This is a genomic window from Mesorhizobium sp. USDA 4413, assembly GCF_056280365.1.
The window spans coordinates 4,573,674-4,595,044 of the sequence record NZ_JBVPRP010000001.1; the positions used below are offsets into that span (position 1 = coordinate 4,573,674).

General features: G+C 64.1%; 18 protein-coding genes. 10 read left to right on the forward strand and 8 right to left on the reverse strand.

Features of this window, described 5'->3' with window-relative positions; genetic code table 11:
* The first annotated feature begins 64 nt into the window (after window positions 1-64).
* Window positions 65-1,048: an N-acetyl-D-Glu racemase DgcA gene (gene dgcA / locus ACVMIM_RS22385; RefSeq protein ID WP_476114614.1), complete on the forward strand. Its 984-nt coding sequence runs from the start codon at window positions 65-67 to the stop codon at window positions 1,046-1,048.
* Here the strand turns inward: dgcA and ACVMIM_RS22390 are convergent.
* Window positions 1,019-2,233 (reverse strand): MFS transporter, encoded by a 1,215-nt coding sequence (locus tag ACVMIM_RS22390; protein ID WP_476114616.1) that lies wholly within the window; start codon window positions 2,231-2,233, stop codon window positions 1,019-1,021. The genes dgcA and ACVMIM_RS22390 overlap by 30 nt on opposite strands.
* 184 nt (window positions 2,234-2,417) lie before the next feature.
* Window positions 2,418-3,248 (reverse strand): UDP-2,3-diacylglucosamine diphosphatase, encoded by an 831-nt coding sequence (locus ACVMIM_RS22395; protein WP_278048859.1) that lies wholly within the window; start codon window positions 3,246-3,248, stop codon window positions 2,418-2,420.
* Window positions 3,249-3,370: 122 nt separating this feature from the next.
* Between ACVMIM_RS22395 and ACVMIM_RS22400 the strand changes: the two genes are divergently transcribed.
* From ACVMIM_RS22400 to ACVMIM_RS22410, 3 genes are all read left to right on the forward strand, one after another.
* Window positions 3,371-4,150 (forward strand): SDR family oxidoreductase, encoded by a 780-nt coding sequence (locus ACVMIM_RS22400; protein WP_040995204.1) that lies wholly within the window; start codon window positions 3,371-3,373, stop codon window positions 4,148-4,150.
* A gap of 163 nt (window positions 4,151-4,313) precedes the next feature.
* Window positions 4,314-6,638: an NADP-dependent malic enzyme gene (locus tag ACVMIM_RS22405; protein WP_476114618.1), complete on the forward strand. Its 2,325-nt coding sequence runs from the start codon at window positions 4,314-4,316 to the stop codon at window positions 6,636-6,638.
* Window positions 6,639-6,726: 88 nt separating this feature from the next.
* Window positions 6,727-7,950, forward strand: a complete 1,224-nt coding sequence (locus ACVMIM_RS22410; RefSeq protein ID WP_476114619.1) for a DUF2865 domain-containing protein — start codon at window positions 6,727-6,729, stop codon at window positions 7,948-7,950.
* On the opposite strand, the gene gltX is transcribed toward ACVMIM_RS22410, so the two are convergent.
* Window positions 7,868-9,241, reverse strand: coding sequence for a glutamate--tRNA ligase (gltX, locus tag ACVMIM_RS22415; protein ID WP_476114621.1), 1,374 nt, complete (start codon window positions 9,239-9,241; stop codon window positions 7,868-7,870). The two genes, ACVMIM_RS22410 and gltX, sit on opposite strands and share 83 nt — an antisense overlap.
* Window positions 9,242-9,952: 711 nt before the next feature.
* Here gltX and ACVMIM_RS22420 point away from each other — a divergent pair.
* From ACVMIM_RS22420 to ACVMIM_RS22440, 5 genes are all read left to right on the forward strand, one after another.
* A complete protein-coding gene (locus ACVMIM_RS22420; protein WP_476114622.1) occupies window positions 9,953-13,729 on the forward strand; it encodes a vitamin B12-dependent ribonucleotide reductase in 3,777 nt (1,258 codons plus the stop codon).
* Between the two features lie 82 nt (window positions 13,730-13,811).
* A complete protein-coding gene (locus tag ACVMIM_RS22425) occupies window positions 13,812-14,198 on the forward strand; it encodes a VOC family protein (RefSeq protein WP_476114623.1) in 387 nt (128 codons plus the stop codon).
* A gap of 348 nt (window positions 14,199-14,546) precedes the next feature.
* A complete protein-coding gene (locus ACVMIM_RS22430) occupies window positions 14,547-14,786 on the forward strand; it encodes a hypothetical protein (RefSeq protein WP_476114624.1) in 240 nt (79 codons plus the stop codon).
* A gap of 28 nt (window positions 14,787-14,814) precedes the next feature.
* Window positions 14,815-14,988 carry a hypothetical protein gene (locus ACVMIM_RS22435; protein WP_278048867.1) on the forward strand — a complete coding sequence of 58 codons (174 nt, stop codon included), beginning with the start codon at window positions 14,815-14,817 and terminating at the stop codon, window positions 14,986-14,988.
* A gap of 110 nt (window positions 14,989-15,098) precedes the next feature.
* On the forward strand, window positions 15,099-16,010 hold the full coding sequence (locus tag ACVMIM_RS22440) for a complex I NDUFA9 subunit family protein (protein ID WP_476114626.1): 912 nt from the start codon (window positions 15,099-15,101) through the stop codon (window positions 16,008-16,010).
* A gap of 348 nt (window positions 16,011-16,358) precedes the next feature.
* Here ACVMIM_RS22440 and ACVMIM_RS22445 read toward each other — a convergent pair whose 3' ends face one another.
* The 4 genes from ACVMIM_RS22445 to ACVMIM_RS22460 form a co-directional block, all read right to left on the reverse strand.
* On the reverse strand, window positions 16,359-16,829 hold the full coding sequence (locus tag ACVMIM_RS22445; protein ID WP_476114627.1) for a YbhB/YbcL family Raf kinase inhibitor-like protein: 471 nt from the start codon (window positions 16,827-16,829) through the stop codon (window positions 16,359-16,361).
* Between the two features lie 183 nt (window positions 16,830-17,012).
* The gene (locus ACVMIM_RS22450) at window positions 17,013-18,155 is read right to left on the reverse strand and encodes a glycoside hydrolase family 25 protein (RefSeq protein WP_476114629.1); all 1,143 of its coding nucleotides are present in this window, start codon (window positions 18,153-18,155) and stop codon (window positions 17,013-17,015) included.
* 152 nt (window positions 18,156-18,307) lie between these two features.
* The gene (locus ACVMIM_RS22455; protein ID WP_476114631.1) at window positions 18,308-18,994 is read right to left on the reverse strand and encodes a phosphodiester glycosidase family protein; all 687 of its coding nucleotides are present in this window, start codon (window positions 18,992-18,994) and stop codon (window positions 18,308-18,310) included.
* A 145-nt stretch (window positions 18,995-19,139) separates the two neighbouring features.
* Window positions 19,140-20,012 carry an undecaprenyl-diphosphate phosphatase gene (locus ACVMIM_RS22460; protein ID WP_476114632.1) on the reverse strand — a complete coding sequence of 291 codons (873 nt, stop codon included), beginning with the start codon at window positions 20,010-20,012 and terminating at the stop codon, window positions 19,140-19,142.
* Window positions 20,013-20,208: 196 nt separating this feature from the next.
* Here ACVMIM_RS22460 and ACVMIM_RS22465 point away from each other — a divergent pair, with 196 nt between their 5' ends.
* Complete coding sequence (locus tag ACVMIM_RS22465) at window positions 20,209-21,138, forward strand: hypothetical protein (RefSeq protein WP_476114633.1); 930 nt, start codon at window positions 20,209-20,211, stop codon at window positions 21,136-21,138.
* Window positions 21,139-21,149: 11 nt separating this feature from the next.
* Here ACVMIM_RS22465 and ACVMIM_RS22470 read toward each other — a convergent pair whose 3' ends face one another.
* Complete coding sequence (locus tag ACVMIM_RS22470; protein WP_278048872.1) at window positions 21,150-21,362, reverse strand: hypothetical protein; 213 nt, start codon at window positions 21,360-21,362, stop codon at window positions 21,150-21,152.
* Window positions 21,363-21,371 lie beyond the last annotated feature (9 nt).

The window sequence follows — 21,371 nt, forward strand, 5'->3', positions numbered from 1 at the left end:
GCGTGACGGGACTGGCGTGTCGATTTGCCGGCAGGCCGGTGTCGCGCAGCCGGAGAAGAAAATTATGACGCGTGTCATTTCGGTCGAAATGGAGCGATTCCCGATCGCCGGCACCTTCACCATCTCACGCGGATCCAAAACCGAGGCCGAAGTCATCACCGTAACGATCTCTGAAGAGGGACGTTCCGGGCGCGGCGAGTGCGTGCCTTACACGCGCTACGGCGAGACAGTAGAGGGTGTGCGCGCGGCCATCGAGGCCATGCGCGATCCGATCGTCGCCGGCATCGACCGGACCGCTTTGCTGGCGGTCATGCCCGCGGGCGCCGCGCGAAACGCCATCGACTGCGCGCTTTGGGACCTGGAAGCCAAGCTGACCGGCACGCCGGTGGCGGCGGCGATCGGCGTTCTTCCGACGAGGCCGCTGGAAACCGCCTACACGCTGTCGCTCGCCGAGCCGGAGGCCATGGCGGCGCAAGCACGCGCCAACGCCATGCGGCCCTTGCTCAAGGTCAAGATCGGCGGCGACAATGACATGGCGAGAATCCGCGCGGTCACCGAAGCCGCCCCTCAAAGCCGCATCATCCTCGATGCCAATGAGGGCTGGACGGACGAGACTGTCGAGGCGAACCTTGCCTTCGCCGCGCAGCACGGCATAGCGCTTGTCGAACAGCCGCTGCCGGCGGGCAAGGACGACATCCTGCGCCGGATCGCGCATCCGGTGCCGGTCTGCGCCGACGAAAGCGTGCACGCGGCAGAGGACCTCGATGCGCTGGTCGGCCTCTTCGACGCCGTCAACATCAAGCTCGACAAATCCGGCGGCCTGACCGAGGCGCTGACATTGCGCGACCGTGCGCGCGACCTGGGCTTCGGCATCATGGTGGGCTGCATGGTCGGGACCTCGCTCGCCATGGCGCCGGCGGTGCTCCTGGCGCAGGACGCGGACTTCGTCGACCTCGACGGTCCACTGCTGCTCGCGCGTGATCGCGAGCCCGGCCTCGTCTACCAGGGGTCGCTCGTCTCACCGCCTGAGCGGGCGCTCTGGGGCTGAACGCGCGGCCAGCCCGATCAGCGCCATGCCGATGATCGCGATCGGGATCATCGCCCAGAAACCGTCGACGCCCAGACGGTCATAGAGCGGGCCGGAAGCGAGTGTCACCGCCGCCATGAAGAAGCCGTTGAAGAAGTAGGCGATGCCTTGCGCCGCACCGGTGCGCTCCTCGGAAACCGTCTCGCCGATCATCTTCTGCAGGCCGATCAGCACCATCGCCACCGACACCGAATGCAGCGACTGGACAAGAAAGAAGCCGGTGACGCCAAGCCCAAGCGGCCAGACCAGCGGAAATGCGACCCAGCGCACAATCGAGCCGATGCCGGCGATCACCATCACTCTGACCACCGAGACCGAAGCAAAAATACGGTTGAAGAACAGGAACATGCAGACTTCGCAGACCACGCCCCAGGCCCAGAGCAGGCCGACGACGGAATCGCCGATGCCGATCGACTTCCAATAGATCGAGACAAAGCCGTAGAGAAATGCGTGGCTGGCGGTGATGATGCCGACGCCGAGCGTGAAATAGAGGAAATAGCCGTTGAACAGGCTCGGCGCCTTATGCTGGATCTCGGTGGCGGACAGCGGCGAGGCCTTGCGAGGCCGCCCCATGCGCGGCGCTGCCACTGCCGCGGCCAGGGCCGCGCCGAGCGCGATGAAGATGATGACCGGAACCGCCTGCGGGCCCGTGGCCGCCAGGATGAAGCCGCCCACGATATTGGCGCCGAGATAGGAGATCGAGCCCCATTTGCGCATCGCCGTGTAGTTCGAGCCGAAGCGGCGCACGCCCGACAGCGCCAGCGAATCGGCCATCGGCGAATGCGGCGTCCAGACGATCGTAAACAGCAGCGACACGGCAAGCACGATCGCGTAGGTGGCCGGCAGGAAATAGCCGGCCGAGACGACCATCGAGGCCGCGACCAGCGCGATGTAGACATTGGCGCGGTCCTTCGTCCGGTCGGCAAGCGCCGTCAGCATCGGCGTCGTCACCACGCGCAGGAACATCGGCGCCGCCAGGATGACGGCGATCTGCTCGGCATGAAACCCTTTTGCCTGCAGCCAGAGCGGAAAATAAGGCAGATGTGTGCCCTGCGACACGAACAAGGTCGCAAAGATCAGGCTCATGCGCAGTTCGAAATGGCTGGGCTTGACGAGTTGCTCGGGCGACAGGGGCGGCAGCGACATGAATCGATCCAATTACGCTGCAGTCGACGGCCTGCAACGCGTCTCGATCCCTAACATGCAGCAAGGCGCGGCGGAACTGGCTGGATCAATCGATCGGCGGCAAAGCTGTTGACGAACCGGGCCGGGAGCGCCGCACGTCGGCACGACGAAGGCGGCAGGCTGAACCGGGGACGGACGGCTGCGTTCAGGCCGCCTGAGCCGCCCTGCCCTTGAGGTCGATGATGTCGACCGGCACCAGCACATCCTTGCCGGCCGAAGCTTCGGGCAGCACATGCGCCCAGGTCAGGATCTCCATGCGGCCGTCGAAGTGCTCTACAACCGCCGTGCAGCTTTCCACCCAGTCCCCGGTGTTGATGTACTGCACGTCGCCATAGCTTTCTATGGCGGCATGATGGATGTGGCCGCAGATCACGCCGTCGACATGCGAGCGCCGCGCTTCCTCCGAAAGCACCGTCTGGAACGAACCGATGAAGTTCACCGCCTTCTTCACCTTGACCTTGGCCCAGGACGAGAACGACCAGTAAGGCAGGCCGAGGAGGTGGCGCAGCTTGGTCACGACGCGGTTGATTAGCATCGCCGTGTCATAGGCATAGTCGCCGAGATAGGCGAGCCAGCGCTGGTTGTGCACCACCGTGTCGAACTGATCGCCATGGATGACCAGCAGGCGCCGGCCGTCCGCGGTCTCGTGGATGGCGCGGTCGGCGACGACGATGCCGCCGAAATGCACGCCCTGGAACTGGCGGGCGAATTCGTCGTGATTGCCGGCGATATAGGTGATCGAAGCGCCCTTGCGCGCCTTGCGCAGCAGCTTCTGCACCACGTCGTTGTGGCTCTGCGGCCAATGCCAGCTGCGCCGCAGCCGCCAGCCGTCGACGATATCGCCGACCAGATAGATGATCTCGGCATCGTGATGCCGCAGGAAATCGATCAGGAAATCGGCCTTGGCCGCTTTCGAGCCGAGATGCACGTCGGAAATAAACAGGGCGCGGAAAGTGCGGGGCTCTGGGTTTGACATCACGATTTTACCCTTTGCTTTCGCGTGCCTATGCCCCGATTCATGCAACAACCGTATGACGGTTGCGGTTGGTCCAGCCCAGGCGCTAGCCTGCGCGACCAACGCATCAGGAGAAAATCACCATGGATCTCGGCATTCGCGGCAAGAAGGCCATCGTCTGCGCTTCGAGCAAGGGACTCGGAAAGGGCTGCGCCATGGCGCTGGCCGAGGCCGGTGTCGACCTCGTCGTCAACGGTCGCAACGCCGAGCTTCTGGCCGGGACCGCCGCTGAAATTCGCGAAAAGTTCGGCGTCAAGGTGATCGAGGTCGCCGGCGACGTGTCGAAGCCCGAGGTGCAGAAGGCGCTGCTTGCCGCCTGCCCCGACCCGGACATCCTGGTCAACAACAATGGCGGCCCGCCGCTGCGCGACTTCCGTGAGCTCGACCGCGCCAAGATCCTCGAGGGTGTGACCCAGAACATGGTTACGCCGATCGAGCTGATCCAGGCGGTGATCGACGGCATGGCCAAGCGCGGCTTCGGCCGCATCGTCAACATCACTTCGCTGTCGGTTTACGTGCCGATCCCCGGCCTCGACCTGTCGTCGGGCGCCCGCGCCGGCCTGACGTCTTTCCTCGCCGGCGTGGCGCGCACTGTGGTCGACCGCAACGTGACCATCAACAGCCTTTTGCCCGGCAAGCTCGATACCGACCGTCTGCGCGGCCCGCATGAGGCCGGCACTCCGGAAGATCCGGCCGCGGCCGCCGCGCGCAAGGCCCGCATCAGCGCCGACGTGCCGGCGAAACGTCTCGGCACACCGGAGGAATTCGGCCAGATCTGCGCCTTCCTGTGCTCGGTCCATGCCGGCTATCTCACGGGCCAGAACATCCCGGTCGATGGCGGCCTCTACGTCAGCGCATTCTGACCGCTGCCGATCCAAAAGGCTTGAGGCTCACAGCCCAACCATCTGGAATCGATTGATTATTTTCGCTCCGGCATTGTGAAGGCCGGAGCCCGCTATTTGCCGTCGCGAAAACTCTTCGCCGCATGCTAAAAGGCTCCAAATCAGGAACAGAGGGAGGGCCGGGATGGACGGCGAGAACAAGAAAACGGCCCGGTCGGACCTCGACGAGGCCGCTCTCTTCTTCCACAAGCACCCGACCCCGGGAAAGCTCGAGATCCAGGCGACGAAGCCGCTCGGCAACCAGCGCGACCTGGCGCTGGCCTATTCGCCGGGCGTGGCCGCGCCCTGCCTCGAGATCCGCGATGATCCGGCGACCGCCGCCGACTACACTGCGCGTGCCAATCTCGTCGGCGTCGTCTCCAACGGCTCCGCCGTGCTTGGATTGGGCAATATCGGCCCGCTCGCCTCCAAGCCGGTGATGGAAGGCAAGGCGGTGCTGTTCAAGAAATTCGCCGGCATCGACGTCTTCGACATCGAGATCGACGCGCCCGGGATCGACCGCATGGTGGAAACCGTCGCCGCGCTCGAGCCGACTTTCGGCGGCATCAATCTCGAGGACATCAAGGCGCCGGAATGTTTCGAGGTCGAGGAGCGGCTGAAGGCCCGCATGGGCATTCCGGTCTTCCACGACGACCAGCACGGTACCGCGATCATCGTCGCCGCCGCGGTGCTCAACGGGCTGGAACTGGCCGGCAAGGCGATTTCCGACATCAAGATCGTCACATCCGGCGCGGGTGCGGCCGCACTTGCCTGTCTCAACCTTTTGGTCTCGCTCGGCGCCAAAGTCGAAAACATCTGGGTCACCGACCGTTTCGGCGTTGCCTACAGGGGCCGCGTCGAGGAGATGGATCGCTGGAAAGACCCTTATGTGAAGGACACAGAGGCACGCACACTGGCCGATGTCATTCCCGGCGCCGACGTGTTTCTCGGCCTCTCCGCCGCCGGCGTGCTGAAACCGGAACTCTTGCAGCATATGGCGCCGAAACCGCTGATCCTGGCTTTGGCCAACCCCAATCCCGAGATCATGCCGGAAGTCGCGCGCGCCGCCCGGGCGGACGCCATGATCTGCACCGGCCGCTCGGATTTTCCCAACCAAGTCAACAACGTGCTCTGCTTTCCTTACATCTTCCGCGGCGCGCTCGATTGCGGCGCCAGCGCCATCAACGAGGAGATGAAGATGGCGGCCGTGCGGGCGATCGCCGCCCTTGCCCGCGAAGAGCCTTCCGATGTCGCGGCGCGCGCCTATTCCGGCGAGACGCCGATATTCGGTCCCGATTTCCTGATCCCCTCGCCCTTCGATCCGCGCCTGATCCTGCGCATCGCGCCGGCAGTAGCGAAGGCAGCCTGCGACACCGGCGTCGCGACGCGGCCGATCGCCGACTTCGCCGCCTATATCGACAAGCTCAACCGCTTCGTCTTCCGCTCCGGCCTGGTGATGAAGCCGGTGTTCTCCTCGGCCAAGACATCAAGCGCCAAGCGCGTCATCTATGCCGATGGCGAGGACGAGCGCGTGCTGCGCGCCGCGCAGGTTGTGCTGGAGGAAGGCATTGCCGAACCGACCCTGATCGGCCGTCCGCATGTGGTGGAGGTCCGCCTGAAGCGTTACGGCCTGCGCATCCGGCCGGGCGTCGATTTCGCTTTGATCAATCCGGAAGACGATCCGCGTTACCGCCACTATGTCGACCTCCTGATCGAGCTTGCCGGCCGCCGCGGCATCACGACGGAAGCCGCCCGCACCATGGTGCGCACCAACAATACGGTTATCGCCGCCCTTGCGCTGAAGCGGGGCGACGCGGATGCGATGATTTGCGGCCTCGAAGGCCGCTTCGAGCGGCATCTGCGCAATGTCAACCTGATCATCGGGCCTCGCGCCAGCATCAAGGACCGGGACCTGTCGACATTGTCGATGCTGATCTCGCAGCGCGGCATCATCTTCCTCACCGACACGCATGTCTCGGTCGATCCCACCGCGGAAGAAATCGCCGAGATGACGGTGCTCGCGGCCGAGGAAATCCAGCGTTTCGGCATCGAGCCGAAGGCAGCGCTTCTGTCGCATTCGGATTTCGGCTCACGCGATTCACCCGGCGCGCTGAAGATGCGCCAGGCCGCGGCGATCCTGGCTCGGATCGCCCCGGACCTGCAGTGCGATGGCGAGATGCATGCCGATACCGCTCTGTCGGAGCATCTGCGCCAACGCGTCTACCCGCATTCGCGGCTGAAAGGCGAAGCCAATCTGCTGGTTTTCCCGAACCTCGACTCGGCCAACATCACGTTGACGGCGCTGCGCGCCATGATGGACGCGCTGCATGTCGGACCGATCCTGCTCGGCACCGACAAGCCCGCGCACATATTGACGCCGTCGGTGACCTCGCGCGGCGTCGTCAACATGACCGCGCTTGCCGTTGTCGAGGCCGCGCATAAGGCGCAAGCGCTTGTCGACCTGAATTGAAGCGGCGCCAAAGCGCAGTTGCAGACTAGCGAAGGTTTAACCACGAACGCGTTAGCTTTCCGGCCACGGGCAATCGGGATCCAGGCTGATGAAGGGGTTGAGGCTGGTGCACCTTGCGGCGCTGCTTGCAGCGCTTGCAGGTTCGGCTGTCGCCGTCACGCAGTCCCAGGCGGCTTCTCGCATATGCAGGCAACTCGAAGCCGAGCTCGCCGCGGTGCGCGGTGGCGGCGGAGGGCCGGGCCTGGTCCGCAAATATGACGACGCGATCGCCAGGCAGCGCGAGCAGCTTGCCAAGGCCCGCGGCCGGGCAAGCGGCGCCAATTGCGGCTTCACGCTGTTTTCGCGCAATGTGAGCCAATGCGCCGCGATCAACGCCTCGATAGAGCGCATGAACGCCAATCTCGACATGTTGCAAGCCAAGCGCGAGCGGCTGGCCGGCGGCGGCTCGCGGCGCGACCGCAGCCGCATTCTGGCGGCGCTCGATGCCAATGGCTGCCGCGGCGACGAGGCCCCGCCGCGCCGCGCTCCGCTTGAAGAGGCTTCCCGCGACAATGGCGGCGGCAATCTGTTCGAGCAGCTTTTCGGCCCCCGGGATCAGCAACTCGACATGCCGGAGGCGCCCGACAGCCCGAACACAGCGGACGTGCCGCTCGACGATCCGAGCGTGCGCAATATCCGCCGCGTCATCAACCAGCCGGACGGCATGGACCTGCCGAGATTGGGCGGCGAGTTCCACACAATGTGCGTGCGAACCTGCGACGGTTATTTCTTCCCGATGTCCAACGCCGCATCCGTCGGCGATTTCGAGCGCGATCCGAAGAACTGCGAATCGAGCTGCCCCGGCACCGAGATGCAGGTCTTCTATTCGCGCGGCATGGACGACGATTCGGGGTCGATGACCTCCTCGGTCACCGGGCAACCCTATAGCGAGCTGCCGACCGCCTATCTCTACAAGCAGGCCAATTACTCGCGCCCGCCGAGCTGCGGCTGCAACGCGCAGGCCGGCAATTTCACGATCATCGGCGGCAACCCGCCCAATCCCGAACAGTCCCAGCCGCAGAATGGGACGGCGCCCTTCATTCCCGTGCCGGCGGCCAAGCCCGATCCCGGCGCCGATCCTGAAACGCTCGCCAATGCCCAAGGTGGACTCGACCAGGAAGTGATCAGGCGGCTGACCACCAAGGCGCCGGTGTCGCCGGTCTCGATGCTCCCGCCGGATCAGCGCAAGGTCAGGGTCGTCGGGCCAGCGTTCCTTCCCGACCCATCAGCGGCAATAGATCTGAAAGCTCCGGCCCCGAAGTCCGCCCGGTGAGCGCCAACCGCAGCGGCATGAACAGCGACTTGCCCTTGCGCCCGGTCGCTTCCCTGATCTTGCCGGTCCAGTCCTTCCAGACCGTGCCGTTCCACGGCTCCTCCGGCAGCAGTTCGAACGCCTGACCGAGAAAGTCGCGGTCCTCGCCGGAGAAGTCGGCCGGCTCCTGCGGACCCTCGTTCAGGATACGCCACCAGACGACGGCGTCCGACAGGCGGTCGAGATTGCCGCGCACCGCCATCCAGAACGGCTCGGCCTTGTCGCCGGAAATGCCAAGCACCATCAGCCGGTCGCGCGCTTCCTCGAACGGCATATGATGCATCAGCGTGCGGTTGAGCACGAAGAGTTCGTCCGGGTCGAATTTGGAGGCGGACTTGGAGGTCGCGGCCGGATCGAAATGGCCGGCAAGCTCATTGAGGTCGTGCGCGGCGGTGACATTCTCCGACGTGCCGACGAGCACGGCCAAGGACGCGACCGCCATCGGCTCGATGCCGTCCTCGCGCAGGCTTTCGATCGACAGCGCGCCGCTGCGCTTCGACAGCCCCTCGCCCGACACGGTGGTGAGCAGATTGTGGTGGCCGAAAACCGGCGGCTCGGCGCCGAGCGCCTTGAAGATGGCGATCTGCACGCCGGTGTTGGTGACATGGTCGTCGCCGCGAATGACGTGGCTGACACCCATCTCGATGTCGTCCACCACAGAAGGCAGCGTGTAGAGATAGGTGCCGTCCTCGCGCACCAGAACGGGGTCCGACAGCGAGGCGAGGTCGACCGTCTCCTCGCCGCGCACCAGATCGTTCCAATGCACTTCGGTGCGCTCCGGCTGCAGCGGGTCGCTGGTGAAATTGGGCAGCAGGAAGCGCCAGTGCGGCTTGCGTCCGTCCGACTGGTATTCGGCCACCTGCTCCGGCGTCAGCGTCAGCGCCTCGCGGCCATAGACCGGCGGCAGGCCGCGCGTGCGGCGCACCTTGCGGCGCAGATCGAGCTCCTCCGGCGTCTCGTAGCAGGCATAGAGCACGCGTGCCGCCTTCAGCCGCTCGACCGCCGCGTCATAGATCTCGAAGCGGCGCGACTGATACTCGGTGACGTCCGGGAAGATGCCCAGCCAATGCAGGTCGTAAAGAATGGAATCGGCATATTCCTGCTTCGAGCGGCCAATATCGGTGTCGTCGAAACGCTGGATGAAACGGCCCTTGTTGTTCATGGCGAAAAGCCAGTTGAACAGCGCGGTGCGCGCATTGCCGATATGGATGCGGCCTGTCGGCGATGGGGCAAAACGTACGGTAACTGTCATGAGCGGGGCGTAGCGGATGCTTTTGCTGTTGACAAGGCGCGCCCCCGCGCGAACGCAACAGATAGTGCAAGCCAGCTAAAATGAAAAGCCGCCGTCCGACACGCGTCGCGGCGGCCTGACAAACGGCGTCAAGTGCTTGCAAACCCGGGCTTCTCATGTCCCCGTTATCCACATGTGTGACACACAAGATGTTGGGGTCACAAAAGCTACAAAAACGAATCCTTGACGGGTCGGAACGAGTCGCTTTTTATGGGCCATGCGCTCCTGTTGCGGGCGCGGCCGGAGAGTTTAGAGACCGGTCTTTTTTCCCGGATTTTGTGCGTTTTGCCCACATTTCCGCCCGTTCACGAGGCCGGCGGAAGCGTTGGGATCGTTAGGGCTTGGGTGGGCGAAAGGGAGAATTGTCGGCCTGGAAAAAATGATCTGTTAACACTATATTTAGTGTTTGCAGGCAGGCTGGACCCTAGATAGTGTGAACCTCCCTCTTACGAGGGAATCGACCAAAGTTTCATCTGAAGGACCCGCGGGGGTCGGCCTGCAGCCCGGGCAAATGCCCGGCAAGGTGTTTTGCTGTCCGCATGGCGGCGCCCGCGACGAGGAGAGTGCCGGCGTCGCCTGCGGTGCCGGCAAACGGCGGACTGCGCTTTTCGCCATGCGGGGCAGAAATCCCCGGGGAAAGGCGCTATATGTAGACACAAAGGGACCGGACCAATGCGCATCGAGCGTCGCTTCACCAAGCCAGAGCAGTCGGCCTACGCGGAGATCGAATTCCGCAAGGCTTTGTCGGAGATCAAGAATCCCGACGGCTCGGTGGTGTTCCGCCTCGACAACATCGATGTGCCGGCGCAGTTCAGCCAGGTCGCGGCCGATATCCTGGCGCAGAAATATTTCCGCAAGGCCGGCGTGCCGGCGCGCCTGAAGAAGGTCGAGGAGAACGACGTCCCCTCCTTCCTGTGGCGCTCGGTTGCCGACGAAGCCGAGCTCGCCAAGCTGCCCGAGGCGGAGCGCTATGGTTCGGAAACCGATGCCCGCCAGGTCTTCGATCGCCTCTCCGGCACCTGGACCTATTGGGGCTGGAAGGGCGGCTATTTCAAATCCGAGGAAGATGCCCGCGCGTTCCGCGACGAGCTTGCCTATATGCTGGCCACCCAGCGCGTCGCGCCGAACTCGCCGCAATGGTTCAACACCGGCCTGCACTGGGCCTACGGCATTGACGGCCCGAGCCAAGGCCACTTCTATGTCGACCCTTTCACCGGCAAGCTGACGAAGTCGAAGTCGGCTTACGAGCACCCGCAGCCACATGCCTGCTTCATCCAGAGCGTGCAGGACGATCTCGTCAACGAGGGCGGCATTATGGACCTGTGGGTGCGTGAGGCGCGCCTGTTCAAATACGGCTCGGGCACCGGCTCGAACTTCTCCATGCTGCGCGGCGAAGGCGAGAAGCTTTCCGGCGGCGGCCGCTCTTCCGGCCTGATGAGCTTCCTCAAGATCGGCGACCGCGCGGCGGGCGCCATCAAATCGGGCGGAACGACGCGCCGCGCGGCCAAGATGGTCATCGTCGACGCCGACCATCCCGACATCGAGGACTTCATCGACTGGAAGGTCAATGAGGAGCAGAAGGTCGCCTCACTGGTGACCGGCTCCAAGATCGTCAAGAAGCATCTCGAAGCCATCATGAAGGCCTGCGTCAATTGCGAAGGCGATGGCGACGACTGCTTCGACCCGGCGCTGAACACCGCGCTGAAGCGCGAGATCAAGGCGGCCAAGAAGGACGCCGTGCCGGAGAACTACATCTACCGCGTCATCCAGTTCGCCCGCCAGGGCTACACCTCGATGTCGTTCAAGACCTACGACACCGACTGGGATTCGGATGCCTATCTCACCGTCTCCGGCCAGAACTCCAACAACTCGGTGTCTCTGAAGGACAATTTCCTGCGCGCCGTGGAGGCCGATGGCGACTGGCAGCTCACCGCCCGCAAGGACGGCAAGGTGCTGAAGACGCTGAAGGCGCGGGATCTGTGGGAAAAGATCGGCTACGCCGCCTGGGCGTCGGCGGATCCGGGCCTGCACTTCAACACGACGATGAACGACTGGCACACCTGCGCTTCGGCCGGTGCGATCCGGGCCTCCAACCCGTGCTCGGAATACATGTTCCTCGACGACACGGCCTGCAACCTCGCCTCGATCAACCTCCTGCCCTATCGCAAAGAAGACGGCACGATCGACATCGCCGCTTACGAGCACACCGTTCGGCTGTGGACCATCGTGCTCGAAATCTCGGTGATGATGGCGCAGTTTCCGTCCAAGGAGATCGCCAAGCTCTCCTACGACTACCGCACGCTCGGCCTCGGCTACGCCAATATCGGCGGCCTGCTGATGACCTCGGGCATTCCTTACGACTCCGATGAGGGCCGTGCGATCTGCGCAGCGCTCACCGCGATCATGACCGGCGTCGCCTATTCGACCTCGGCCGAGATGGCTGCCGAGCTCGGCGCCTTCCCGGACTATGACCGCAATGCCCAGAACATGCTGCGCGTCATGCGCAATCACCGCCGCGCCGCTTACGGAGATAAGGACGGCTACGAGAAGCTCTCCGTCAATCCGGTGCCGCTGGTCGCGTCCGACCTCAAGCAGCAGGAACTGGCCGAGCACGCCCGCGCCGCCTGGGACCGCGCCATCGAGCTCGGCGAGGAGCACGGCTACCGCAACGCGCAGGCGACCGTGATCGCGCCGACCGGCACGATCGGTCTCGTCATGGATTGCGACACCACCGGCATCGAGCCCGACTTCGCGCTGGTGAAATTCAAGAAGCTCGCCGGCGGCGGCTATTTCAAGATCATCAACCGCGCCGTGCCGGAAGCGCTTAGGACGCTCGGCTATTCCGAAAGCCAGATCGCCGAGATCGAGGCCTATGCCGTCGGCCACGGCAACCTCAACCAGGCGCCGGGCATCAACCCCTCGACGCTGAAGGCCAAGGGCTTCACCGACGAGAAGATCGCCGCGCTCAATGCGGCGCTGAAGTCGGCCTTCGACATCAAATTCGTGTTCAACCAGTGGACGCTTGGCGCCGACTGGGTGAAGGAGACGCTCGGCTTCACCGACGAGCAGCTCGGCGACTTCTCCTTCGAAATGCTGCCGGCGCTTGGCTTCTCCAGGAAGGACATCGACGCCGCCAACATCCATGTCTGCGGTGCGATGACGCTGGAAGGCGCGCCTTTCCTCAAGGCCGAGCATCTGCCGGTGTTCGACTGTGCCAGCCCCTGCGGCAAGATCGGCAAGCGCTCGCTGTCGATCCAGAGCCACATCCTGATGATGGCGGCGGCCCAGCCCTTCATCTCGGGCGCCATCTCCAAGACCATCAACATGCCGAACGAGGCGACGGTCGAGGACGCCAAGAACGCCTATATGCTGTCCTGGAAGCTGGCGCTGAAGGCCAACGCGCTTTATCGCGACGGCTCGAAGCTGTCGCAGCCGCTCAACGCCTCGCTGCTCGTCGATGACGACGAGGATGAGGACGAGGCGGTCGAGCAGTTGATCGCGGCCCCCGCCGCCCAGCGCGCCGTGCAGGTGACGGAAAAGATTGTCGAGCGCGTGGTGGAGCGTCTCTACCGCGACCGCGAGAAGCTGCCGAACCGCCGCAAGGGCTACACGCAGAAGGCCGTTGTCGGCGGTCACAAGGTTTATCTGCGCACCGGTGAGTTCGATGACGGCCGCCTGGGCGAGATCTTCATCGACATGCACAAGGAGGGCGCTGCCTTCCGTGCGATGATGAACAACTTCGCCATCGCCATTTCGCTCGGCCTGCAATATGGCGTGCCGCTCGATGAGTATGTCGAGGCTTTCACCTTCACCAAGTTCGAGCCGGCCGGCATGGTACAGGGCAATGACGCGATCAAGAACGCCACGTCGATCCTCGACTATGTGTTCCGCGAGCTAGCGGTCTCCTATCTCGGCCGCCACGACCTCGCCCATGTCGACCAGTCGGACTTCGACAAGACCGCGCTCGGCCGTGGCATCACCGAAGGCAAGGCGACGCCCTTCTCCAAGGGTCTCTATCGCGGCGCCTCGCCGGTGAAGCTGGTGTCGGGCATCGGCAGCGAGCCCAAGGGCTTCGGCGGCTCAACGTCGACGCCTGCCCCTGCCCGCGCCGCGCCCACGGCCTTCGCCGGCTCCAACGTGCTGGCGCTGAAGCCGGCCAGCGACGAGGCACTCGCCTACAAGCGCGACTATGAGGAGCGCGCCCGGGAACTGGCCGAGGATATGGTGGAAGAAGAAGCCGAAGCCGCCGGCGGCGCCGAGGCTCTGTTCACCGACGCCGCAGCGAATGAAGCCGCCGAGGCGAAGAAGCTCGCCGCGACAAGGCGCCAGCAATCGCTGCTCCAGGGCTATACCGGCAACGAATGCTCCGAGTGCCACAACTTCACCATGGTGCGGAACGGCACCTGCGAGAAGTGCGACACGTGCGGATCTACGAGCGGGTGCAGCTGAGGAAATCTGAGCCGCTAAGACGTAACATGCTCGGCCCGGTCGTAAGATCGGGCCGATTTTGTTTATACAACCGGGACGCAGGATGATCGACCACATCACTATCGAAGTCAGCGACCTCGCGAAGAGCAAGCTCTTCTACGAAAAGGCCTTTGCGCCTTTGGGCGATCGCCTCTCCTTCGGCAAGGAAGGCGTGTTCTGGGCATTCGATGTCGGCAATGGCTGCCTGTTCGAGATCCAGAGCACCGGCGAGACGCCGCCGCTCGCCCATCTGCACGTCGCCTTCAGGGTGAAGAGCAAGGCACAGGTCGATGCATTCTATCGGGCGGCACTTGAGGCGGGTGCTGCGGACCACGGCGCGCCTGGGCCGCGCCCGGATTATGCCGAGAACTACTACGCCTGCTTCGTGCTCGATCCCGATGGATATAACATCGAGGCGATGATCAACGAGGCCTCCGCTTCGTCATCCTAGGGCGAAGCAAGGAGCGAAGCGACGCGCGTAGACCCTAGGATCCATGCCGTTACTTCAAGGCGTTGCAGCGTTTCAGAATTCTGCACCGTTCATGCTACGACAATGGTCACGGCATGGATCCTCGGGTCAAGCCCGAGGATGACGATCGCGCGCTGCGGGGCGCCAAGCCCAGGGGCGGCGCTTCCGTCTAGCATGCCTCATCCGGCCGCTTTGCGGCCGCCTTCTCCCACAAGCGGAGAAGGGAAGAAGCGTTCCTGCCGTTCTCATGGGAACTCCAAACCGAAAACGCAGTTCACTAGTGCTTGGAATCGCAGGAACTTCACCGCACCCGCGAGGAGCCGGAAGCAAATGAACGCGGTGCCGCCGAAGGAAATGGACGTCGTCCTGCAGCAACTGCCGCTGAGGATCGGCGCCTATGTGCCCGACGATCTGCTGGAGGACTGGTTCGCGCCGGGAACGGGCATGCGCCCTGTCAGCGAAGCAGCGCTTGCTGCCGCCGCCCGCTACGGACGACAGTTCGAATGTGAATTCAAGTACTACCCCGAGAGGATGGAAGGCGTGTTCTGGAAATGGGTTCCAGCGCTCTGATTTCGGACACGCCGGCGGAGCAAAAACAATGATGGAAGAGAAGGTTCGCGAGGCAATCGTCTCGGAGCTTGAGCGTCAATCGGAATCCGATCCTTCGAGACTGCGCATCGAATTGGACGAAGATCGCCTGATTGCAAACGGCGATATCGACCTCTTGGCGCTCGCCACGGCGATCGTCGGCGCCGTGGCGGGCGCTCCTTAGAACCCGCGAATCTGGTTTCGGGATAAAGACATGCGTCAAACCAGAAACCTAAAGCGCATGGAGTCTGAAAGGTCGCGACGCGCTTTAGAGGCGACGCGCGAGGAGCACCGATGAAGGTTGCTGTCTTCGGCGGGACCGGGTTTCTCGGCCGCAGGATCGTCGAGCGGCTGCTGGACAAGGGCTTTGAAGTGCGGGCGGTGTCCCGCCGAGCGCGGCGGGCAGCGGTCGGCTCGGGAGCGAAGGCGCCCCATCAGGTCAATGCGGATATTCTGGACAGATCCTCGATCGGCCCGGCAATTGCCGGATCAGACGCGGTGGTGAACGCAGTCAGCCTTTATGTCGAGCATGGCGGCTTGACGTTCGAAAGGATGCACGTGACGGCCGCGGCCGATTTGGCGAGCGCCGCGCGGCAAGCCGGGGTCGAACGGCTTGTCCATATCTCGGGGATAGGCGCGGATCCGCGATCCGCATCGAGGTATATCAAGGCACGCGGGCGCGGAGAAGACGCGGTCAGGAACTCGTTTTCCGACGCGATTGTCCTGCGCTCGGCCGTCATGGTCGGGCCGGACGACGCTTTTCTCACAACCCTTGCTCGACTGGTCCGGCTGCTGCCCGTCTATCCGCTATTCGGCCGGGGAGCTACGCGGCTTCAGCCCGTCTATGTCGGCGACGTCGCTGAAGCGGTGGGCCGGCTGCTCGCCGATCCTATCCAGGACATGTCTACGTTCGAAGTCGGCGGTCCCCGTATTTTGCCTTACAGGGAGCTGGTTCGCGAAATCGCCCGAAGGTTCGGCGCTCATCCGATCCTGGTGCCCATGCCGTTCGCCGCCTGGAACCTCCTGGCGGGAGTGGCGGAATTTCTCCCGACGCCGCCTTTCACACGCAACCAGATCGATCTCATGCGTCAGGACAACGTGACGACAGGCGGCATGCCGGGGCTGCAGGAACTCGGCGTCGAGCCACTGGACATCGAGCAGGTCATCCGCATGATCGAAGGAAGCGGCATCAAAACAAGAACTTAAAGCGCGTCGCCTCGGATCCGCTTGGTCGCGACGCGCTTCAACGCGACCGCCACGTCGGCGGAGCCTTCTGCGGTCGGGCTGGGAAATATTGGCTGCTCCGGAGGGATCTCAGGTGGAGTGTTCGGCGGAATATCCGGAGGTCCCCTCCCCGGTCCGGGGATGGGATCGGGTGAAGGCGGAGGAACGCCAGGTGGTCCTCCAGGCGGGTTTTCCGGCGGAGCTGGAGGCCGGGCCGGCTCGGGACTGGGATCGCCCGGCGTCGGTTCGGGGTTGTTCGGGTCTGGATTGTTCATTGCAGGCTCCCGAGTGATACGGCCGGCGCTGGCTGACGGGAAAAGCCTTCGCCACTCAGGCGGCATGTTCGTATGTGCCCACGAGCTCCGCCGCCTCGATCGCGTGGCGCCGGGCCTCCTTCCAGATTTCCTTGACGCCGGCCTGGCCGGGAACGCCGAGGCTCGGCACATCGAGAGCCGCCAGCCGGAAATGGTAGTGATGAACTCCGTGCCCGACCGGCGGGTCCGGGCCGTCGTAGGAGGCATTGCCGAAGTCGTTCTTCCCCTGCTGGAGCGCTTCGGTTCCGGGCTTCCCGTCCTCGCCCTCGGCAAGTTGCTCGACGTCGGGCGAAATGTTGAACACGGCCCAGTGGCCGAACGTCCCGCGCGGCGCATCGGGGTCGTCCACGACGAGAACCAGGCTCCTGGTCCCGTCAGGAACCCCCGACCATTTCAGAGGCGGAGAAACGTTTTCACCATCGCGGGTGAAACGCTCGGGAATGGGATCGCCGTCGGCGAACGCCGGACTGATCAGTGTGAGTGGCATGTCGGTCCCTTCCGCTTTGATGCCGCAAGGTGCCTTAGCCGCACGACATCCTTGGTCGATTCCAACGAATGCCCAGGCGGATCGTTCCCCGGTGCCGGCGAATTGCGGCGCCCATGCAGGTGTGTTTGTGGTCGGACGTCACGGCCTCTGCCACCGAAACAGTCGAGGCAATCCGAAAGCGGCTCAATCCGCGTCGGCGACCATCTGCCCGCCGCCGCCCAGCCAGGCGCGCCATTGCCGTTCGTCGCCATGGAAGACGTTGAGGTCGATGCGGCCGCTTACGCCATGCGACAGGCCCGAGCCGGAATACTGCCAGAACAGCCATTTGCGGCCCGGATAGACCTTTGAGGGATGCGCGGCCACCGCGCGCAGCCAGAACGGGTAATCCTGGAAGGCGCCGCGTAGATTGTCGCGGTAGAAATCGGGGCTGGTGTAGATGATGGGCCGCTGACCGTAATGGCGCTCCAGCTTGTCCATGAAGACCTGCATCTTCTCCAGCACCTTTTCGCGCGAAGGCCTGCGCTTGCAGGAGGACTCGCCGTTCCACTCGACGTCGATGACCGGCGGCAGCGCGCCGTCGACCTTGGGCACGTTGCGGATGAACCAGTCGGCCTGCTCGCCGGCGGTGCGGCACCAGTAGAAGAAATGATAGGCGCCGCGCTTGAGCCCGGCGGCGTCGGCGTTGCGCCAGTTCTTCATGAACATCGGGTCGAGATGATCGCCGCCGTCGGTCGCCTTCATATAGGCGAAGTTGGCGCCCTGGGCGCGCAGCTTCTGCCAGTTGATGTTGCCCTGCCAGCGCGAGACGTCGACGCCGTGGACAGCCAGATGGCGCGGCGAAGAGCGGCCGAAATTGATCGGCTTGGCGTCGCGGAACGCATAGCGTGTGACCGGGCTGGCGAGCATGGCGGGCGCGGCGCGCGACAGCCGCTTCGGCGGCGAGACGAGCGCAGCCTCCTGCACCGGCGGCTCGACGCTGTCCGGCAGATCAGTCGCCGGGAAGTTCACGGTCTCCTCTTCGGCGAGCCCAAAGGGTCGCGAATTTTCGTCGCCAAGGCGCGAATTCTCGTCGCTCGCGCTCGCGTTACTCTCGTCAAGCAAAGGCGCCGGGGGCTTGATGCGTGCCATGCCCGACATCGACGCGGTCTCGATGGTTTTTTCCCTTACGGCGGTCCTCACGCCCTTCGACACGGGCGCGCTCGGCCGCACGACCGAACTCGTCGTCTCGTTGGACGGCATCTGCAAGGCATCGACGCCCGACGTGGACGAGCAGCCGGCAAGGCAAAGCGAAGCGAGCACGAAACTGACGACGCCAAAAATCCGCATCTTGACCTGTACGCAAAACAAAACAGACCGAAGGCAGGAACAGCGCCGCCGGAAACCCCATTCCTAATGAGAAATTACCAACAAAGTTTGAATCAAAATTTACCTTTGGCGCGGCCGGATGATTCGGGGCAGCGCCGAAAGGCGCTTCCCGGCTAGCGCCGGAACACGCCGATCATCGGCCCGAGATTCCAGAAATCGTCGTTGCGGCCAATGGCGGGCGCATAGAGGCTCGAGATCGAGCCGTCGAGGAAGAGCGCGTTCGGGCAGCCGAGCTGGTCGCGGAACAGCCGCGCGAATTCGTGGAAGGTCACGACGTCGTCCGAGATCGCGAAAACCGCGACGCCGTCGGCGCGCACGCCCACGCCATCACGGATCTTGCGCGAGGTGCTGTCGGCCTGGAATTTTGGATGCAGCTTGCCGTCGATGACCAGCATCGGTCCGGACTGCGTGGCGTAACGACGCGCGGCGGGCGCTTCAGGTAATCCCTGGTTGCGCGAACGCCGGCCTTGCCGGCGGCGAGATAGAAGATGCCGTTGGGCTGCATGGAGAAATTGCCGGTTCCCGCTCCCGTCTTCGCCGGCGTGACCTGCTCGCCGCGTTCGACATAGAGCCCGACCGGCGCGAGATCCGGATGATACATGCCGGCATTGATGCCGAAGAGCATGGTGCGCCCCGCCGCCTGCTGCGCGCTGCGCAGATTGTGCAGCGACCGGTAGAGCTCGCCGTCTTTGTTCTTCCAGAACAGCTCGATGGAAAAATGCTTCGGGTCGGCCTCGCAGACGAGATAGGTCGCGCTCTCGAAAGTCTGGTTGCGGCAGGGCGGCAGCGCGGCCAGCCATTGGCCGAGGCCCATGCCGGCACCGACGGCGGCGGGCACCGCCGATTTCACCAGCGCGGCCAGCAAAGATAGCGATTGCAGCAGCGTCCCAATGTCCATCGGCGCACCCGGCGGTCAGCTGTCGACAGAGCGGATAGGGCCGAGATTCAGGTCAGCCAGCCGGTCGCGACGCCGATCAGCAGCACCACGCCAAGCACACCGCGATAGATCACGAACGGCCATGCAGAGAAGCGTTCGAGCACCCGCATCAACCCCCAAATGGCAAAGAAGGCCGAGATCGAGGCGACGATGAGGCCGACGGCCAGGATCGACCAGCCATGCGCGTCGAGATGCACCTTGTGCAGTTCCCAAAGCTCCTTGAGGCCCGCGAGCGCAATGGCCGGCAAGCCGAGCAGGAAGGACAGGCGCGCCGCTTCGGGCCGGGCGAAGCCAAGCCCCATCGCCGCCGTCAGCGTCGAGCCAGAACGGGAGACGCCGGGAATAAGCGCGCCGACCTGGGCGACGCCCACCAAGAGCGCGTCGAGGATCGATGCCTGGCGCAGCACGAGCTTGTGCCTGGCGAAGATCTCGGCGAGCGCCAGGAGGATCGCCATGACAATGCAGGCCCAGCCGATGACGGCCAGCCCGCGCAGCGGCGAGTTGCAGGCGTTGAGCACGCCGGAAAGCGCAAGGCCGGCAATCACGATCGGGACGGTGGCAAGCACGATGCTGATCGCGAGGCGGAAATAGCGGTCGCCGAAATCGCGACGCGAGATCGCGGACAGCGATCCGAACAGCACGTCCCTGACATCGCTCCAGAAATAGCTGACCACGGCCGCCAGCGCCGCGAGCTGCATGGCGGCGGAGAAGGCCGAGCCGGGATCCTGCCACCCGAGCACGGCCGGCACGATGCGCATATGCGCGGTCGACGAGATCGGCAGCAATTCGGTGATGCCTTGCACGATGCCGAGAAACGCCACCTTGGCATAACCCAGGCCGACAAAGCCGGTATCCAACCCTTGAGTGCAGACGTCGGTCATCTCAATCCTTTTCCCAGCGCCCCGGCCCAAGGCAAAAGTGAACCATTCGAAAGCCCTGGAGGACAGGCTTAGCCTCACGATAGCGTGATTCCAACTCACGGATTTGTAAGGTGCCGCTGATCCTGCTTGACAACCTTTGGCACCATATTATCATCCGCTAATCTTACACTGTAAGGTATATCGGAGGAGGATATTCATGTCGACCGCCGCACTCGCGGAATTGCAGCCGCTCACGCCGCCGGAAACGCATGTCCCTGAAATCGCGATTGAGGAGGTGTCGCGCGATTTCAGCCGCGCCATCGAGCGCGCCGAAGTCGCTGCCTGGCTCGACCTCTACGAAGCGGCGCCCGCCGATTTCGCGGCACGGCAAGGGTTGTCGATTGCGGGCGACGGCGATCTGGTCTGGACCACCTGCACGACGATCCCGTTCATCCATTTCAACTGCGTGAAGAATATCGGCGTCGACACTCCGGCAACGGAAGACCAGGTCGATGCGCTGCTCGCGCATTACCGCGCTGCCGGCATCATGCGGCCGTGGTTCTATACCAATCCACATGCCGAGCCGACGCGGCTGCGCTGCTGGCTGGAAGCGCGCGGCCTGCAGCACCAGGGCGGCTGGGAGCGCATCCATCGCGACGCGACGCCGCTGCCGGACGAACCGCTTTTCCCGGGCGACCCCCTGATTCCGGTCGACGATCTGGTAGTCGAGGAGGTCACGCGCAGGACGGCTTCGGAATGGGCTTCCTTCATCGATGCCAAATACAGGCTCCCCACCTCGCAATGGCTCATGGCGCTTGTCGGCCGCAAGGGCTGGCGTCACTACATGCTGAAACGCAGGGGCGCGGTCGTCGCCGTGCGCTCGCTCTTCATCTCAGGCGGCGCCGCCTGGAGCGGCATCGAGGCCCCGGTGCCGGGCATCATGGCGCCGAGCTTCGATCTTGACGCCATGCTCGGCGAAAGGCTGGTTCGCGACGGCATCGCCGCCGGCGCGAAGCTGTTCGTCGCCGACATCGAGGCGCCGCGCCCCGACCGCGACGGGCCGGCCTATCGCAATTACGACCGGCTCGGCTTCAAGCTCGCCTATTTGCGCAATCATTACAGCTACCTGCCCGCGCATTCGAGCTGACCCGGGTCGCCTCAGCGGTAGAGCCACTGTTTCAGGCAGCTTCTTGCCACCACATGCGCCGGCGGCACCGAAGCCTGGTCGATGCGGGAATCATCGCCAGCCCTGTCGCGAGCTTTTTCCAGAAGCAGGCGAAGCTCGGCCGGGCGCACCCGGTCGCGTTCCATCACGAGCTGGATCATCGGGTCGTTTAAAAGCTCGTCCAGGGTGTTGATGCTCTCGCTCATCCGTCGCCT